Source organism: Nocardia sp. NPDC050710 (genome assembly GCF_040654375.1).
In the GTDB taxonomy this organism is placed as follows: domain Bacteria; phylum Actinomycetota; class Actinomycetes; order Mycobacteriales; family Mycobacteriaceae; genus Nocardia.
Genome location: NZ_JBFAHV010000025.1, coordinates 77,003 through 92,968, shown reverse-complemented (window position 1 = coordinate 92,968; position 15,966 = coordinate 77,003). Strand labels below are relative to the sequence as shown.

17 protein-coding genes are annotated in these 15,966 nt (G+C 67.9%); 5 read left to right on the top strand and 12 right to left on the bottom strand.

Annotated features, from left to right (window positions below):
- The first annotated feature begins 25 nt into the window (after positions 1-25).
- Positions 26-1,723, top strand: a complete 1,698-nt coding sequence (gene kstD / locus AB0H61_RS32130) for a 3-oxosteroid 1-dehydrogenase (RefSeq protein WP_357311491.1) — start codon at positions 26-28, stop codon at positions 1,721-1,723.
- Between the two features lie 114 nt (positions 1,724-1,837).
- Entirely contained in the window at positions 1,838-2,698 is an 861-nt protein-coding gene (locus AB0H61_RS32125; protein ID WP_357311490.1) for a MaoC/PaaZ C-terminal domain-containing protein, read from the top strand.
- Between the two features lie 54 nt (positions 2,699-2,752).
- Here the strand turns inward: AB0H61_RS32125 and AB0H61_RS32120 are convergent, their stop codons facing one another.
- The 6 genes from AB0H61_RS32120 to zapE all read right to left on the bottom strand — a co-directional run bounded on the left by AB0H61_RS32120 (position 2,753) and on the right by zapE (position 8,132).
- Positions 2,753-3,208 (bottom strand): hypothetical protein, encoded by a 456-nt coding sequence (locus tag AB0H61_RS32120; RefSeq protein WP_357311489.1) that lies wholly within the window; start codon positions 3,206-3,208, stop codon positions 2,753-2,755.
- Entirely contained in the window at positions 3,205-4,533 is a 1,329-nt protein-coding gene (locus AB0H61_RS32115; protein ID WP_357311488.1) for a DUF58 domain-containing protein, read from the bottom strand. The genes AB0H61_RS32120 and AB0H61_RS32115 overlap by 4 nt, the downstream gene beginning before the upstream one ends.
- Entirely contained in the window at positions 4,530-5,492 is a 963-nt protein-coding gene (locus tag AB0H61_RS32110; RefSeq protein ID WP_357311487.1) for a MoxR family ATPase, read from the bottom strand. Before AB0H61_RS32110 ends, AB0H61_RS32115 begins: the two co-directional genes overlap by 4 nt.
- Before the next feature lie 45 nt (positions 5,493-5,537).
- Entirely contained in the window at positions 5,538-6,056 is a 519-nt protein-coding gene (locus AB0H61_RS32105; protein WP_357311486.1) for a hypothetical protein, read from the bottom strand.
- Positions 6,053-7,006: a DUF4129 domain-containing protein gene (locus tag AB0H61_RS32100; protein WP_357311485.1), complete on the bottom strand. Its 954-nt coding sequence runs from the start codon at positions 7,004-7,006 to the stop codon at positions 6,053-6,055. The genes AB0H61_RS32105 and AB0H61_RS32100 overlap by 4 nt, the downstream gene beginning before the upstream one ends.
- 139 nt (positions 7,007-7,145) lie before the next feature.
- On the bottom strand, positions 7,146-8,132 hold the full coding sequence (gene zapE, locus AB0H61_RS32095; RefSeq protein ID WP_357311484.1) for a cell division protein ZapE: 987 nt from the start codon (positions 8,130-8,132) through the stop codon (positions 7,146-7,148).
- 64 nt (positions 8,133-8,196) lie between these two features.
- On the opposite strand from zapE, the gene AB0H61_RS32090 reads away from it, so the two are divergent.
- Positions 8,197-8,838 carry a TetR family transcriptional regulator gene (locus tag AB0H61_RS32090; protein ID WP_357311483.1) on the top strand — a complete coding sequence of 214 codons (642 nt, stop codon included), beginning with the start codon at positions 8,197-8,199 and terminating at the stop codon, positions 8,836-8,838.
- Here AB0H61_RS32090 and AB0H61_RS32085 read toward each other — a convergent pair.
- Complete coding sequence (locus AB0H61_RS32085; RefSeq protein WP_357311482.1) at positions 8,805-9,248, bottom strand: NUDIX domain-containing protein; 444 nt, start codon at positions 9,246-9,248, stop codon at positions 8,805-8,807. The two genes, AB0H61_RS32090 and AB0H61_RS32085, sit on opposite strands and share 34 nt — an antisense overlap.
- 179 nt (positions 9,249-9,427) lie before the next feature.
- Here AB0H61_RS32085 and AB0H61_RS32080 point away from each other — a divergent pair, with 179 nt between their 5' ends.
- Positions 9,428-9,850: a YciI family protein gene (locus tag AB0H61_RS32080; protein WP_357311481.1), complete on the top strand. Its 423-nt coding sequence runs from the start codon at positions 9,428-9,430 to the stop codon at positions 9,848-9,850.
- On the top strand, positions 9,850-11,145 hold the full coding sequence (locus AB0H61_RS32075) for an RNA polymerase sigma factor (RefSeq protein ID WP_357311480.1): 1,296 nt from the start codon (positions 9,850-9,852) through the stop codon (positions 11,143-11,145). The genes AB0H61_RS32080 and AB0H61_RS32075 overlap by 1 nt, the downstream gene beginning before the upstream one ends.
- Before the next feature lie 26 nt (positions 11,146-11,171).
- Here AB0H61_RS32075 and AB0H61_RS32070 read toward each other — a convergent pair whose 3' ends face one another.
- From AB0H61_RS32070 to AB0H61_RS32050, 5 genes are read right to left on the bottom strand one after another with little or no spacing between them, the layout of a single operon-like run.
- Positions 11,172-12,353, bottom strand: coding sequence for a lipid-transfer protein (locus AB0H61_RS32070; RefSeq protein ID WP_357311479.1), 1,182 nt, complete (start codon positions 12,351-12,353; stop codon positions 11,172-11,174).
- The gene (locus tag AB0H61_RS32065) at positions 12,346-12,777 is read right to left on the bottom strand and encodes a MaoC family dehydratase (protein ID WP_357311478.1); all 432 of its coding nucleotides are present in this window, start codon (positions 12,775-12,777) and stop codon (positions 12,346-12,348) included. Before AB0H61_RS32065 ends, AB0H61_RS32070 begins: the two co-directional genes overlap by 8 nt.
- On the bottom strand, positions 12,774-13,709 hold the full coding sequence (locus AB0H61_RS32060) for an OB-fold domain-containing protein (protein WP_357311477.1): 936 nt from the start codon (positions 13,707-13,709) through the stop codon (positions 12,774-12,776). The genes AB0H61_RS32065 and AB0H61_RS32060 overlap by 4 nt, the downstream gene beginning before the upstream one ends.
- Positions 13,710-13,726: 17 nt before the next feature.
- Entirely contained in the window at positions 13,727-14,896 is a 1,170-nt protein-coding gene (locus tag AB0H61_RS32055) for an acyl-CoA dehydrogenase family protein (protein ID WP_357311476.1), read from the bottom strand.
- Entirely contained in the window at positions 14,881-15,945 is a 1,065-nt protein-coding gene (locus AB0H61_RS32050; RefSeq protein WP_357311475.1) for an acyl-CoA dehydrogenase family protein, read from the bottom strand. The genes AB0H61_RS32055 and AB0H61_RS32050 overlap by 16 nt, the downstream gene beginning before the upstream one ends.
- Positions 15,946-15,966 lie beyond the last annotated feature (21 nt).

Below are 15,966 nucleotides of genomic sequence, written 5' to 3'. Positions count from 1 at the left end.
GCCATCATTCTATAACGTGTTCTACATGACTGATCAGGTTAGTGAGCCACGCAGCTATGACGTGGTGGTGGTCGGCAGCGGTGCCGCCGGCATGACGGCCGCGCTCACCGCGGCCCACCATGGACTGAGCGCCGTAATCATCGAGAAGGCCGCCCACTACGGCGGTTCCACGGCCCGCTCCGGCGGCGGCGTGTGGATCCCCGGCAATAAGGCGCTCAGGGCGTCGGGCAGGCCCGACGATCGCGAGGTTGCGCGCATCTACCTGCACAGCATCATCGGCGACGTGGTGCCCAAGGAGCGGATCGACACCTATATCGACCGCGGCGCCGAGGCCTTCGACTTCGTCCTCGAGCACACCCCGCTGAAGATGCGCTGGGTGCCGGGCTACTCCGACTACTACCCCGAAGCCCCGGGCGGCAAGGGCGAGGGCCGCTCGTGCGAACCCAAGCCGTTCAACGCCAAAATCCTCGGCGAGGAGCGGTTCAAGCTGGAACCGCCGTACGCCAAGGCGCCGCTGAATGTCGCGGTCACCCAGGCCGACTTCGTCCGGCTGAACCTCATCCGCCGCCACCCCAAGGGCATGATGCGGGCCATGCGGGTCGGCGCGCGCACCTACTGGGCCAAGTTCACCAATAAGCACCTGATGGTGATGGGTCAGGCCATCATCGCCGCCATGCGCAAGGGGCTCATGGACGCGAATGTGCCGCTGCTGCTGAATACTCCGATGACCAAGCTCATCGTCGAGAACGGCAAGGTCACCGGCGTCGAGGCGGAGCAGAACGGGGAGACGATCCGATTCACCGCCAACTACGGCGTGGTGCTGGGCGCGGGCGGATTCGAGCACAACGCCGAGATGCGCACCAAGTACCAGCGCCAGCCCATCACCACCGATTGGACCACCGGCGCGGCGGCCAATACCGGCGACGGCATCATCGCGGGGATGGAGGCGGGCGGCGCGGTCGACTTCATGGAGGACGCCTGGTGGGGGCCGACCATCTTCAAGGGTGGCCGTCCATGGTTCGCGCTGGCCGAACGCAATCTGCCCGGCTGCATCATGGTCAATCCCGACGGCAAGCGATTCGGTAATGAGTCCGCTCCTTACGTCGAGGCTGTGCACACCATGTACGGCGGCGAATACGGGCAGGGTGAGGGGCCGGGCGAGAACATCCCCTCGTGGCTGGTGTTCGACCAGCGCTACCGGAACCGCTACATCTTCGCCGGATTGCAGCCTGGTCTGCGCTTTCCGTCCCGCTGGATGGAAAACAAGAACATCGTCAAGGCCGACACCCTCGCGGAACTCGCCGCCGAGATCGGGGTGCCCGCGGAGAATCTGGCCGCATCCGTCGCCCGGTTCAATACCTTCGCCGTAACCGGTAAGGATGAGGATTTCGGACGCGGCGACAGCCACTACGACCGCTACTACGGCGACCCGACCGTGAAGCCCAACCCGTGTCTGGCCGGGCTGGTGCAGGGCCCGTACTACGCGGCCAAGATCGTGCCGGGCGACCTCGGCACCAAGGGCGGTCTGGTCGCCGACACCGCGGGCCGGGTCCTGCGCGAGGACAAGTCGGTGATCGAGGGCCTGTACGCCTCCGGCAACTCCAGCGCCCCGGTGATGGGTCATACCTACGCGGGCCCCGGCGCCACCATCGGACCGGCCATCACCTTCGGCTATCTGGCGGTGCTGGATATCGCCGAGCGCAAGAAGTCGGACCGGACATAACGTCCCACAGAACGGACGCCGCCTTGCCCATCCGGCCGATCCGGCCGCAGGATCGATTCGAAGCTCACGGGCGACGGTGCGGCATTTGTCCACAAGCATTCACAAGGAGACCCGATGCCCATTGATCCGACGATCGCGCTCGGCGCCGAACTTCCGAGCCGGGAGTTCGCCTGGACACCGTCCGATGTGCAGCTGTACCAGCTCGGCCTCGGCGCGGGCAGCCGCTGGACCGAACCGGCCGAACTGCGCTACCTCGACGATCGCGCCCCGCAGGTACTGCCGACCTTCGCGACCGTCGCGCCGTCGCTGCACGAGACCGAACCGCCGAAGGTGAGCTTCCCCGGTATCGATATCGACCTGGCGAAGGTGGTGCACGGCCACCAGGAGATCGAGGTGCACCGGCCCATCCCGGCATCCGGCAAGGCGACCGGTACCGGGCGCATCACCGAACTGTGGGATAAGGGCTCGGCCGCCGTGGTCGTGCAGGAGCAGACGGTGACCGGCTCCGACGGCGCGCCGCTGTGGACGGCGCGTTCGTCCATCTTCGCCAAGGGTGAGGGCGGCTTCGGCGGCGAACGCGGTCCGAGCACCAAGACCGAGCTGCCCGACCGCGCACCGGATTTCGACGTGACCACGCCGACGCTGCCGCAGCAGGCGCTGCTCTACCGCATGCTCGGCGACCGCAACCCGCTGCATTCGGATCCGGAATTCGCGCGCGCCGCCGGATTCCCCGATCCGATTCTGCACGGGTTGTGCACCTACGGCATTGTCTGCAAGACCGCCACCGATACCGTGCTCGGCTCGGATGCGGGCCGGGTCACCGGATTCCGCGCCCGCTTCACCGGGGTGCTGTATCCGGGCGAGACCATCCGCACCCGCATCTGGCGGGCCGACGGTGAGCTCACCATCGTCGCGACCGTGGTCGACCGCGACGATGCCCCGGTCCTCGGGGATGTGACCCTGCGGTTCCAGTAGGGCCGAACGCGATTCGCCGACCGCTGCCCGAGTGGCACGGTCGGCGAATCGCGTTCAACCCGAGACGGGCGAAGCGCCGTTGTTGTCGCGGCGGCGCACGGCGAGTCCCTGGATCACCAAGCCGTACAACAGGATCACCAGGATCGGAGCCGCGATCGGCGCCCAGGACAGCCGCAATGGGAGCAGCGCGGCGCCGACCGCGCAGCCGGTGAAGACGACCGCGCCCGCGACCGAGGGCACGGTGGTCGGCACCACCCCGACCGGCGCGGTGACGGTGGCCGTATTGAGCAGATAGGTGGTCGCCACCAAACCCGCTGCCGCGGACGCGAGTACGCCGGTATCGGCGAAGACCAGCACACCGAGGGCAAGCAGCACCGCCGTCATGGCGGAGAGCCGGAACCACCAGCCGGCCACCACCAGGACGATGGCGGGAATGCCCGCCCACGGGGCCATCAGCATGACCGAGCCCACCAGCAGCGCGCCGGACAGAACGGCGAGGAATCTGGTCATCGGCGCACCCGCACCATTCGGCGATGTTCCGGGAGCAGGCGCATGACCTGGTCGAGCCGGGTGTCCTCCGGCCAGGCCACGATATCGACGCCCACCGTCCCCATATCGCGGTACATCGAGGCGCGTTCCAGCTGCCACATGCGGGCCAGCGTCGGATCGAGACCCTCGCGGAACGGCGTGCCACGCAAGACGTCGACCACCACGACCACGTGCCCGCGTTTACGCAGATCGATCAGCGCCAGCGCGAACTGGGTATCCAGCAGAGTGGAGAAGGCGACGATGATGGCGCCCAACGGCACCGCCGCGTGTGGCGCCAGCGTGCCGGTGGTCTCGATATGCTCCTCGCCGACGCCGAGCACCGTATCGACGATCCGGTAGAACTGGCGGCGGCCGATATCCGGGCGCAGCCACCGCGGCGACCCGCCGAGACATACCACCGCGGTGCGGTCGCCTGCCTGCAACGTGGACTGCACCACCTGGACCGCGCCGCGCACCGAGAGTTCCAGCGAATCGGTCGCCGGACCCGGTGCCTGCTGCGAAGTATCCACCAGCACAACCACATCCGCGGAGCGATTGGTGAGGCGCTCGGTGACGTAGAGCTTGCCGCGCCGAGCACTCACCGGCCAGTTCACCAGGCGTAGTTGATCACCCGGCGCGTAGGCGCGGATATCGGCGAACTCCACGCCCGGCCCGTACTTGCGGGTCAGGTGGGTACCGAGCCGCTCCGGAAGTTCGGTGCGCGGCAACCGCATTCGCTGTGGATCGGTGATCGGGTACACGTACAGCTGCCCCGCGGGCAGTATCGCGTTGGCGACGGCCAGCCCCGCCGGGCTGAGCGCGGAGACTCGCACTGTGGCCGGGTAGCGCCCCCAGCGGTCCGCGGTGAGGGCCAGCCGTAGCCCGGCGGGCGCCGTCCCGGAATCGCTCGCCTCTTCGATCTCGATCCCGAGCCCGGGCACCTGCTCCGGCTTCAGCCGCAGCAGGGCATGACCGGCGTCGACGAAGGCAGCGACGGTCAGCACCACCTCTTCGGTTTCGAAGCAGCGCAGGGTGCCGCCGCCGTCGACCTGGATCCTGGTGCGCGACAGCTGCCACGGCGCGGTGGCCAGCACCCCGATCATCGGGGCCGCGAAAACCACCGGCTGCCACCGCCCGAACACCACCGCGAGCACCAGCGCCGCCGCGGCGCAGACCGCGAGCAGGTACACCAGCGGCGCCGGACGCCACCGCAATTCGGCCTCGACGGTGGCACTCGCATCGCGGTGCCGGGCGACGCCCGGCTTCTCGGCGGCGTCCGGCGCAACGACGGTGTCCGGCCCGCTCATGTCACGCTGGCGCGCGGAACCGGCAGACGACGCAGTAATTCGGCGATCACGTCCTCGCCGCGAATCCGGCGCACCCACATCTCCGGGCGCAGCGTGATCCGGTGCGCCATCGCCGGAATCGCCAACGCCTTCACATCCTCCGGGATCACATAGTCCCGCCCGAGCAGCAGTGCGCGGGCCCGCGACATCTGCACCAGATCCAATTCGGCGCGCGGACTGGCCCCCACCTCGACCTGCGGATGCGAACGGGTCGCCGAGGCCAGCGCGACGACATAACTGACCACATCGGGGTGCACGGTGACGTACTCGACCGACTGGCGCATCTCCAACAGGCCGTTCGCCTCCACCACCTGACCCACCTGTGGCGGCGTCGCGCCACGCTCCAGCCTGCGCCGGATCATCTGGGTCTCGTCGTGTTCGGACAGATAGCCCAGGCGCAACTGCATGGCGAAACGATCCAGCTGCGCCTCCGGCAGCGGATAGGTGCCTTCGTATTCGATCGGATTATCGGTCGCCAACACGATGAAAGGCTGGGGTAGCGGGAAGGTTTCGCCGTCGATGCTGACCTGGCCCTCGGCCATCGCCTCCAGCAGCGCCGCCTGCGTCTTCGGCGGCGTCCGGTTGATCTCGTCGGCCAGCAGCACATTGGTGAAGACCGGTCCGCGCCGGAAATTGAACCGGCCCGTCGACATGTCGTAGATGGTGGACCCGAGCAGATCCGCGGGTAGCAGATCGGGGGTGAACTGCACCCGGGTGAAATCCAGGCCGAGTGCGGCCGAGAACGACCGCGCTATCAACGTCTTGCCGAGACCGGGCAGGTCCTCGATGAGGATGTGCCCGCCCGACAGCACGGCGATCATGATCAGCTGCAACTCGTCGCGCTTACCGACGACGACACGGGATAGCTCCCGCAGCACCGCCTCGGTGCGCTGGACGGTCGCGTCCATCGGCATGGTCATTTGGCTACTCGCACTTACCTCAACCCATTCTTCGTGAACGGCGCATTACATTCTCTGGAGTCGGCGCAAGATCTCATCCAGCGCCGCCCGCCCGGGTGCGCGCGTGGTCTGATCGCGCAATGCCGAATTCGCCGGGTCGACCCAGCGCCACAGTTCCGGTCCGAACTGCAGTATCCCGGCGGCCTCGGTAGCCCTTCTGTTCTTGGCGACCCGCAGGCCGGTGGACAATTCGAACTCCTTGGCCAGTAGCGGCCGCAGGTGCCGGTCCCAGTCGGCACGGGTGCCCTCCGCCCGATCGGCCAGCATCTGGGCCCTCGCCTGCCAGCGATGCAACATCTCCGCCGGGCCGTTCTCGATCTCGTCGGACTCTTCGTCCGACTCCGAGAATCCCCGGTCCCGCAACGACCAGATCAGCTGGAACAAGGCCAGCGCCACCAGAATCCCGGTGACCACGAGCAATGCGTCGCGCGCCTTACCGAGGGTGATCAACTCCGCCACGACCACGACGAAGATCGCCATCACCACAATCGCCGTGCGATTCAACCTACCCTCTTCGGTCGTCATACCATCTCCCCTTGGAGATCGGCGAGGACAATGCGGAGCAGCTGTTCGGCACGCATGCGTTGCCACTCCAGCATCGAGTGTGGGCTGAATCTGGCTTCCTCGAACAGCGCGACCAGTTCCCGCGCGGACGCGTCGTGCAGTGCGCCGCGTTCGAAGGCGCGGGCAAGCACCTCCATCGGGGTATCCGAGGCCAGCGGCGCGGCGGCACGGTCGGAGGCGAGCCCGCGCTCCATCGCGACATAGCAGGCGATGATCGCGGTGCGCGGCTCCTGACCGGGCACATTCATGGCGGCCAAGCCCATTTCGGCCGCGCGGGCCAGCGAATCCACCACCGCGGGCGGCGCGGCCTGTACCGGCGGCTGTTGCGCATCCGGCTTGGTGCGGGCCGCGACCGCGACCACCACCAGGCCGATCACCGCCACCGCGATCAGCACGATGGCCGCGATGGTGGCGAGCAATAGCGGCGTCCCCGTCAATCCGGTCGGCGCGCTACCCGGGTCCGCGGGACTGGTGGCCACGGTTTCCGGTGTGGCGCCCGTATCGGTTCCCGGCGCCGCGGGCACGGGTTCGCGGTCGGTTCCGATACCGACGAAGAAGACCGCGGAGGCGGCGGCGATCACCAGCGCGAAACCCGCGAGCACGGTCAGCATCAGCAGCCCGAGGCGGCCCAGGCGCCACTGCCTCGGTTCATCGTCGCGTTCGACCTCCGGCATGGCCAGTGGCAGCCGGTGCTGGCTGGCGATCACACCCGCCAGCAGGATCACCACGGACACCGTGAGCAGTACCGGCATCAACGCGACCGCGATGGCGGACGGGACAGCGCGATGCTCCCCGGAATCGCCCGATCCCGGGATATACCCGCGCAGCGCAATCGCGGCAAACATCAGCAGCGTGATCAGCACGATCACGCGCGATATCGGCGCTCGCACCCGGACCACCCGAATTACCACCAAACCTGAGTACTGCACAAAACAGCCACATAGTTACATGCCGGGTGGTCCGCTCGGGAGCGAATCGAATACTTCGGATTACCTCGGGTTTATCGCCGGTTGTCGGTACCGTCGTCCAGTTCTACCCCGTACGCTTCGGCTATCCAGCCGGCACCGGCTCATATTGTGAAATTTCACCAAGACGGCTGCGGGTGCGGTCGATGTCGGGCACCCCGCGCAGGCCGCGGACCAGCTCCGATAAGGGCGCTGCCGCATACACCGTCAGTTCCAGATCGGCGTCGTACAGCACATCGACCAGATTCACCAGGCGCATCACCCAGTCCGGGGCCACCTCGCCGAGGAGCGGTACCGCGCACAGGGTCCAGCGCCGGAACCGCCGGGCGAGTTCGACATAGTCGGCCGCCGAGGTGGGGGTGCCGCAGAGGGCCGCGAAGTCGATGGTGATCGAATCCGCGGTTGTCGCGCGGGCGTAGATCCGCCGGGTACCGACCCGCACGGGGAGCGCACCGCCCACCGCGGGCCCGGCGCACGATTCGACCGCGCCGACGGTCGGCGCGACCAGGTAGCGACCCGCGGCGAAACCCGCGCGCATCGCCGTCACGCCCGTCGTGCGGTAGTCGATCGGACCGTCGACCGGCACGACATCGAGGTTCGCGACGATCCGGTCGATGGTCGGCAGGAATTTGTCGTGGAACAGCGGATTCGGCAGCAGCTCCGCGGGCGGGTAGTTCGAGGTGAGCACCAGCGCGATGCGGCGTGCGAACAGCGCGTCCAGCATCCGGCCGATCAACATCGCATCGCCGATATCGTGCACGTGGAATTCATCGAAGCAGACCAGTACGGCATTGCCGAGCAGCCGATCGATGGCCTTGTCGATGGAACGACACTCGTGCGCCGCGGCATGCAGTTGAGCGAAGAACTGATGGAAGTGGAAGCGCCGCTTACGAGCCGAAGCGACACCGGCGAAGAACCCGTCCATCACCATGGTCTTGCCGCGACCGGGCCTGCCGTGCAGGTAGATCCCCCGGTGCCGGGTGACCGGCCGCCCCCGCCGGTCCACCAACTCCGCCAGCCGCGCCGCCGCCCGCCGCTGGTCGGCATCCAGTTCGATTCCACCGGCTTCCATGGCCACCTCCCTGTCCTCTACATTTGTAGAGGACAATCGAAAGGGCCCGCCAGAGAAGGTGACGATGTCCACATCCGACCGCCGCACCCGCATCATCGATGCCGCCATCGACCTGATCGCCACCCGCGGCATTCGCGCACTCACCCACCGCGCCCTGGACACCGCGCTGGAACTGCCCACCGGATCGGCGTCCTACTACTTCCGGACCAAACGGGCCCTCATCGAAGCGGTCACCGACCGCATCACCACCCGATCCCGCGAGGAATTCACCACCGCCCGACCGGCGGTTCCCTCCCTCGACCCCGACGCCGTCGCGCACGGCATCGCGGTGTGGCTCGACCGGCTCCTCGCCGAACGCCGCAGCCATCTGATCGTCCGGCACGCCCTGGTCATCGAACTTCTGCCCGACCCCGATCTGCACGATCGCCTGGCCCACAGCCTGTTCTCCGTCGAACGCGCACGAGAGCTGTTCCAGGCCATGCGTACCCCCGACCCCGAGGTAACGGCCGCCGACTTCGTCGCGGTCATCGAAGGCGCGGTCTTCGACCGCTTCGCGGGCAACCGGACCCACCTGCGTCCCGGTGGCAGCGCGAGCATTGCCCAACTGACCGGCCTGCTGTCGGCCTTCCTGCGCGGCGTCACGGGCGGCCACCAGCCCGCGCCGACATGCGCTCAGTGCGAAGGTGACCAGCCGCGTTCGCTATAGGCGACACCGGTGGCCAGGGCACGGATGCCCGCCAGCGGGTAGGCGATGATGTCGGCGGGGAGATCGTCCAATGGGAACCATTGGAGCGCATAGCAATTGTCGGGTTCACGGTTCACCGGTTCACCGGTCCACCGGGTGGTCTCGAAGAACAGGCCGAGGCGCGGTTCGCGGCCGGAGCTCACCACGTGGGCGGTGTGGATGAGGCGCAGATCCGCCGGATCGATCAGCACGCCCACCTCCTCCTCGGCCTCCCGCACGGCCGCGGCGGTCGCGGATTCGCCCGACTCCAGCTTGCCCGCGGGCACATGCCAGCGGTCGTCGAACTCGTCGGGGCTACGGCGCTTGCTCAGCAGCAGCGCACCGTCGCGGATGAGCAGGATATGGACGTCGACCAGGTGTCGATCGATCATGAGACTCCTCCCTGCGCGGCACTGCCGCTCCAACCTACGCCGCGCCGCAGCGGGACCGGATCGCAGCGGACCTGGATCCTGCCCGAAGACGGAGTGCGGCGACCTGTCGATTCCTGTCCTTCTCGTTCGACGTCCTGGGTGAGAGGGTCGAAACACGACCCGACACGAAGGAGCGAACGATGAAATACATGTTGATCATGCGCGCGACCGACGAAGCCGTCGAGGCCGCGAAGAACATCCCGTTCGAGCAGATCATCGAAGCCATGGGCAACTACAACGAGGCCCTGATGAAGGCGGGCGTGCTGCTCGCCGGAGAAGGACTCGCGGAGCCCGAGGAAGGTTTCGTCGTCGACTTCGCCGCCGATCCGCCGCTGGTCACCGACGGCCCCTACGGTGAGACCACCGAGCTGTTCGGTGGCTTCTGGATCATCGAGGTCGCTTCCAAAGAGGAAGCGGCCGAATGGGCGAAGCGGGTACCGCTCGGGCCCGGTTCGAAGATCGAGGTGCGCCGAGTGCACGGCACCGAGGACTTCCCGCAGGACAACGAGTGGATCCAGAAGGAATCCGGGTGGCGCGAGGAACTCGAGGGACGCAAGGCCTGATGAGCGATGCCGCGGCGCAGCGCCACCCGGACCCCGCGGAGTCCGTGCGGCGCTCCGTCGCGGCCGTGTGGCGCATCGAATCACCCAGGATCATCGCCACACTGACACGTGCGGTCGGCGACTTCGGCCTCGCCGAGGATCTCGCACAGGAATCTCTGGTCGACGCGCTGACACAGTGGCCGGAGACCGGGATTCCCAGGAATCCGGGGGCATGGCTCACGACCGTCGCCAAACGCAGGGCAATCGACCGCTGGCGTCGTGACGAACGCTATGCCGAGCGGCTCGCCACCATCGCCCGCACACTGGCGGCCGATGATGCGCGGGGGCCGACCACCGATCCGCCGTGGGATCCCGATCGCATCGACGACGATGTGCTGCGGCTGGTATTCATCGCCTGCCATCCGGTGCTGGCGCGGGAGGCACAGGTGGCGCTGACCCTGCGGGTGGTCGGCGGCTTGGCGAGTGAGGACATCGCGCGGGCCTGCCTCGTTCCGACCGCGACGGTGCAGCAACGCATCCTGCGGGCGAAGAAGACACTGGCCGCCGCCCGGGTGCCGTTCGAGGTGCCGGAACGACTCGAATTCGGCCCACGGCTCGCGGGGGTGCTCGGGGTGCTGTACCTGATGTTCAACGAGGGCTACGCGGCCAGCCGCGGCAGCACGTGGCTGCGGCCCGAACTCGGCCGGGAATCCCTGCGCCTCGGGCGTATTCTCGCCGGACTCGTCCCCGATGAGCCCGAGGTACACGGGTTGGTCGCGCTCATGGAGCTGACCGCGGCGCGCTTTCCGGCGCGCGTGGACGCCGACGGCGATCCGGTGCTGCTCGCGGACCAGGATCGCCGCCGCTGGGACCGCGGATGCATTACACGCGGACGCACCGCACTGCGCCGGGTCGACGCGCTCGGGCGCGGGCGCGGGGCCTACGCGTTGCAGGCGACCATCGCCGAATGCCATGCGATCGCACCCTCTGTCGCGGACACCGACTGGGAGCGCATCGTGCTGCTCTACGACGCGCTCGGGCGGATCGCCCCCTCACCGGTCGTCGAGCTCAACCGGGCGGCCGCGGTCGCGATGGTGTCGGGGCCCGCGGCGGGGCTGCGCATTGTCGACGCGCTCGTCGACAACGGACAACTGGACCGGTACCACCTGCTGCCCGCGACGCGCGGCGAACTGCTCGCGCGCCTGGGCCGCTCCGACGAGGCCCGCGCCGAATTCGAGGCCGCGGCGCGGCTCGCCGGAAACGACCGGGAACGGACCATGCTGCTGCGGAAGGCGGCGGCAATCCGCAGCGCCTGAACCACCGGACGGCGAGCCCGCTCGGTTCAGTTCGCGCTGAGCACCAGACCCGAGGTCGGCACGCCGGTACCCGCGGTGACCAGGATGTTCCGCATCGACTCCACCTGGTTGACCGAGGTGCCGCGAATTTGGCGGACGGCCTCGGCGATGCCGTTCATACCGTGGATATAGGCCTCGCCGAGCTGTCCGCCGTGGGTGTTCAGCGGCAATGCGCCGCCGAGTTCGATGGCGCCGTCGGCGATGAAATCCTTGGCCTCACCGCGACCACAGAAGCCCAGTTCCTCCAGCTGCATGAGGACGAACGGGGTGAAGTGGTCGTAGAGGATCGCGGCCTGCATATCGTCAGGGCGCAGACCGCTCTGGGACCACAGCTGGTCACCGACCAGCCCCATTTCGGGCAGACCGGTGAGGGCGTCACGGTAGTAGCTGGTCATCACATACTGGTCGGCGCCGCTGCCCTGCGCGGCGGCGGCGATCACGGCCGGTCGCTGCGGCAGATCCTTGGCCCGTTCCGCGCTGGTGACCACAATGGCGACACCGCCGTCGGATTCCTGGCAGCAGTCGAGCAGATGCAGCGGTTCGGCGATCCAGCGCGAATTCTGGTGATCCTCCAGGGTGATCGGCTTGCCGTAGAAGAAGGCGGCGGGGTTCACGGCGGCGTGTTTGCGGTCGGCGACCGCGATGCGTCCGAAATCCGCACTGGTCGCGCCGTATACGTGCATATAGCGCCGGGCGACCATGGCGACCTGTGCGGCCGGGGTGCCCAGCCCGTGCGGATAGGACCAGCCCGCGTCGATACCCGAGGAGGTGGGCGCGGTCGCCAGGGCCGTGGAGAACTGCCCGAACCGGGATACCGACCGCTCGTTGAAGGCACGGTAGGCGACAACCACATCGGCTATCCCGGTGGCCACCGCCATGGCCGCCTGCTGCACGGTGGCGCAGGCCGCGCCGCCGCCATAGCCGATATGCGAGAAGAACTTCAGCTGCGGAATACCGACGGCGCGGGCTACCGCGGCCTGGGTGTTGGTATCCATGGTGAAGGTGGTCAGACCGTCGACATCGGCGGGTGTCAGACCCGCGTCCGCGAGCGCCGCGCCGACCGCCTCGGCGGCCAGACGCAATTCGCTGCGCCCGGAATCCTTGGAGAAGTCGGTGGCGCCGATGCCGACAATGGCCGCGCGACCCGAAATGCCGTTCCGCTCAGTCATCGTGGCCTCCGAGAAATGCGATAACGGCCTTCGCCGTGATGTGGTCGCCGAGGCTGTCGCGTCCGATGACCTCGATGTGGATATCGTCGCCGTCCAGCGCCGTCACCGTGCCGGTCAGGGTCAGCGTGTCACCGGCGTACAGCGGCACACCGAGACGCAGGGCAATGGATTTCACGATGGCGCGCGGCCCGGCCCAGTCGGTCACGAACCGCTGCACCAACCCGGTATCGGTGAGGATATTGACGAAGATGTCCTTGGAACCGCGGGCGACCGCCTTGTCGCGATCATGGTGCACATCCTGGAAATCCCTGGTGGCCAGGGCGGTGCTGATCACGAAGGTCGGATCGGCGTGGATCACCAGCTCGGGCAGTACCGCGCCGACCTCGACGGTGGGCTCGGCAGTGCCGATTGTCCGGTCGCTCATTCGCTCACCTTCCAGAACGGCAGTGTCGCATCGTCGTCGAGCTTCTCGAACTCGACCTGGACGGGCAGACCCACCTTGACCTCGACCGGATCGATGCCGCGCAGCTCACCGAGCATGCGTACGCCTTCCTCCAATTCGACCAGCGCGACCACGAACGGCAGTTGCCGCCCGGGCACCTTCGGCGCGTGATGCACGACGTAGCTGAAGATGGTGCCGCGACCGGAGGCGACCACATAGTCGGTCTGCTCGGATTTGTCCTTCCACAGCGCCGGGACGGGCGGATGGCGTAGCGAACCATCGGGCAGCCGCTGTATCCGCAGCTCGCCGAGCTTGGTTCCCTCCCAGAAGAATTCGGTATCCCAGGAGACCAGCGGCTTGACCCGCTCACCCGCGGGCTGTTGCGGCTGCGCGGTACCCGGCGCGAATTTGAGGATGCGGAAGAGCATTTCGGTGACGACCTCGTCGCCGACGTACCACTTCGTGCGGAAGGTGATGAACCAGCCGTCACCGAGTCCGGTCCGCTTGGGACCGACGAGGCTCTCGAGCTGGCTGGTGACCGTCACCCGCTCCCCCGGCACCAGATACCGGTGGTAGATCTGTTCGCAGTTGGTGCCGACGACCGAGGTGTATCCGGCCGCGTCGAGCAGTTCGGTGGCGGCCCCCATCGGATCGTCGGCGGGGCGAACACCGTTGAGCCCGAACATGGTCCACACCTGCGCCATGGCGGGCGGGGCGACGATGCCCGGGTGACCCGCGGCGCGGGCGGCCGCCTCGTCGACGTAGATGGGGTTGGTGTCGCCGATGGCCTCCACCCAGTTGTTGATCATCGGCTGGTTCACCGGGTCACGCGCGAGGCGCGGGGCACATTCACCCGCCGCCTTGATCCGCTCGGCGGCGGCGGTGATCTCTTCCGGTGCGGTCGTTTCCGGCACGCGGGCCTCCTTTATCTCTATCGGGGTACGCGCGGGAGTTGCAGTCCGGCGGTGGCGACGAGTTCGCGCATGACCTCGTTGACTCCGCCGCCGAAGGTCACCACCAGGTTCTGCTTGGTGCGCCGGTCCAGCCAGGTCAGCAGTGCGGCGGTGGCCGGGTCGCCGGGATCGCCGTAGCCACCCACGATTTCCTCCGCCAGCCTGCCCGCCTCCTGCAACGACTCGGTGGAGAAGATCTTGGTCGCCGAGGCGTCTGCGATGACGCCCATCGGATCCTCGGTCGCGCTGTCCGCGGTCGCGGCGACCTGCCAGTTCAGCAGTTCGTTGAGCCGGACCATGGCGTGGATGCGCCCGAGCGAGCGCTGCACATCGGGCTTGCCGAGTACGCCGCGTGGCGCGGCCCAGTCGTGCACCCGGTCGTAGAGCTGCTCGATCTTGCCGGACGGCCCGAGGCTGACCCGTTCGTGGTTGAGCTGGGTAGTGATCAGCCGCCAGCCCCGGTTCTCCGCACCGACCAGCATGTCCGCCGGCACCCGCACATTGTCGAAGTAGGTGGCATTGGTGTGATGCGCACCGTCACAGGTGATGATCGGCGTCCACGAGTAGCCGGGATCTTTGGTGTCCACGATCAGGATGGTGATGCCGCGGTGCCGCGACTCCACCGATCCGGTGCGGCAGGCCAGCCAGATGTAGTCGGCCTCGTGCGCACCCGTGGTGAAGATCTTCTGCCCGTTGACGATCCAGTCCCCGGAGGCGTCGCGCACCGCGCTGGTACGCAGCGAGGCCAGATCGGTACCGGCCTCGGGTTCGGAGTAGCCGATCGCGAAATGGATATCCCCGGAGAGGATGCCGGGCAGAAACTTCTTCTTCTGCTCGTCGGTGCCGAAGGTCTGTAGCGTCGGGCCGACGGTCAGCAGCGTCACCAGCGGCAGCGGCACATCCGCGCGGACCGCCTCGTTGAAGAAGATCTGCTGTTCGACGGCGCCGAAGCCCTGGCCGCCGTACTCCTTGGGCCAGCCGACGCCGAGCCAGCCGTCCGCGCCCATCCGGCGCACCACGGCGCGGTAGGCATCGCCGTGCCGGTTCACCTGCATCTCGGCCTCCTCCTCGGGAGTTACGAGATCGGCGAAATAGGCCCGCAGTTCGTCGCGCAGCCTGCGTTGCTCGGTGGTCAGGTCGATGAACATCTTGCCCCCAATCGGTCGAGTCGGAACGACGCGCCGCCGAGCCAGCGGGCGATGTCCTTGGCCTGTGAGTAGTAGCGGTGCATCGAATGGGTCACGTCGACCCCGATGCCACCGTGCAGGTGGTGACATTTCTGCATGGCGGCGGGCAGTTCGGAGGCCACGGTGTAGGCGAGGACCTCCAGATCGTCATCGATCCGTTCTTGATGCGCCGGTCCGGAATCGTCCTGCGCCAATGCCCAATTCGCCGAAACCGCGGCGGCGTGCAGGGTGCGGGATACGACGTACAGGTCGGCGATCTGCTGGGCCACCGCCTGGAACTCGGCCAGCGGCCGGTTGAACTGACGCCGGATCCGCAGGTGTTCGGCGGTCAGCACCAGCGCGCCCCGGAGCAGGCCGTCCGCGACGGATCCGATCGAGGCGACGGCGACCCGGTGCAGTTCGGTGATCTCGATCGGCAGCAGTCGCTCGGCCGGTACGGTGACCCCGTCCAGTCGTACGCTGCCCTCGGGCATACCGCCGGAGACCGGCGAGGGCGTCCGGGTCAGTCCTTCGGCATCCGCGTCGACCAGCGCGACACCGGCATCGGTCGGTATTAGCAGCCAGCGTGCCTGTTCGGCATAGGGCACCGCCACCTTCTGCCCGGTGATCCGCACGGCGTCGCCCTTGGTGACCGCGGTGGTCTCCGGCTTGACGACGAACGGCGCACCCGGCTCACTCAGCGCCACGGTGAGCACCGCGCCCTTGGCGACTTCCGGGAACACCCGGTCGGCCAGGCTCTCCGGCAGCGCGGCCACCAGCGGCAGCAGGGCGAAGCCCAGCGTCGGCAGGGCGGGCACGGCGACCGCGTCGGTGGCCAGTTCGGTCAGCATGACCGAGATCTCGGGCAGGCCCATGCCGTCACCACCGAAGCGCTCCGGCAGCGCGACCGAAGGCAGGCCGGTGTCGACCAGAATCGGCCACAGTTCGATGTCGCGCGCCGATTCGCGCTCCAGCAAACCGACGACGACTTCGGCCACGGCGTCCTGGCCTTCGTCTCTGGTGAAGTCCACGCTTATCTCCCAGCTTCCTCG

Bases quoted from the DNA above. Each gene is read 5' to 3' on its own strand.
- AB0H61_RS32105 (WP_357311486.1), bottom strand. From the start codon at position 6,056: ATGACGACCGAAGAGGGTAGGTTGAATCGCACGGCGATTGTGGTGATG.
- AB0H61_RS32085 (WP_357311482.1), bottom strand. From the start codon at position 9,248: ATGATCGATCGACACCTGGTCGACGTCCATATCCTGCTCATCCGCGAC.
- AB0H61_RS32065 (WP_357311478.1), bottom strand. From the start codon at position 12,777: ATGAGCGACCGGACAATCGGCACTGCCGAGCCCACCGTCGAGGTCGGC.
- AB0H61_RS32090 (WP_357311483.1), top strand. From the start codon at position 8,197: ATGTCCACATCCGACCGCCGCACCCGCATCATCGATGCCGCCATCGAC.
- AB0H61_RS32070 (WP_357311479.1), bottom strand. From the start codon at position 12,353: ATGACTGAGCGGAACGGCATTTCGGGTCGCGCGGCCATTGTCGGCATC.
- AB0H61_RS32115 (WP_357311488.1), bottom strand. From the start codon at position 4,533: ATGAGCGGGCCGGACACCGTCGTTGCGCCGGACGCCGCCGAGAAGCCG.
- AB0H61_RS32125 (WP_357311490.1), top strand. From the start codon at position 1,838: ATGCCCATTGATCCGACGATCGCGCTCGGCGCCGAACTTCCGAGCCGG.
- AB0H61_RS32055 (WP_357311476.1), bottom strand. From the start codon at position 14,896: ATGTTCATCGACCTGACCACCGAGCAACGCAGGCTGCGCGACGAACTG.
- AB0H61_RS32075 (WP_357311480.1), top strand. From the start codon at position 9,850: ATGAGCGATGCCGCGGCGCAGCGCCACCCGGACCCCGCGGAGTCCGTG.
- zapE (WP_357311484.1), bottom strand. From the start codon at position 8,132: ATGGAAGCCGGTGGAATCGAACTGGATGCCGACCAGCGGCGGGCGGCG.
- kstD (WP_357311491.1), top strand. From the start codon at position 26: ATGACTGATCAGGTTAGTGAGCCACGCAGCTATGACGTGGTGGTGGTC.
- AB0H61_RS32080 (WP_357311481.1), top strand. From the start codon at position 9,428: ATGAAATACATGTTGATCATGCGCGCGACCGACGAAGCCGTCGAGGCC.
- AB0H61_RS32120 (WP_357311489.1), bottom strand. From the start codon at position 3,208: ATGACCAGATTCCTCGCCGTTCTGTCCGGCGCGCTGCTGGTGGGCTCG.
- AB0H61_RS32110 (WP_357311487.1), bottom strand. From the start codon at position 5,492: ATGACCATGCCGATGGACGCGACCGTCCAGCGCACCGAGGCGGTGCTG.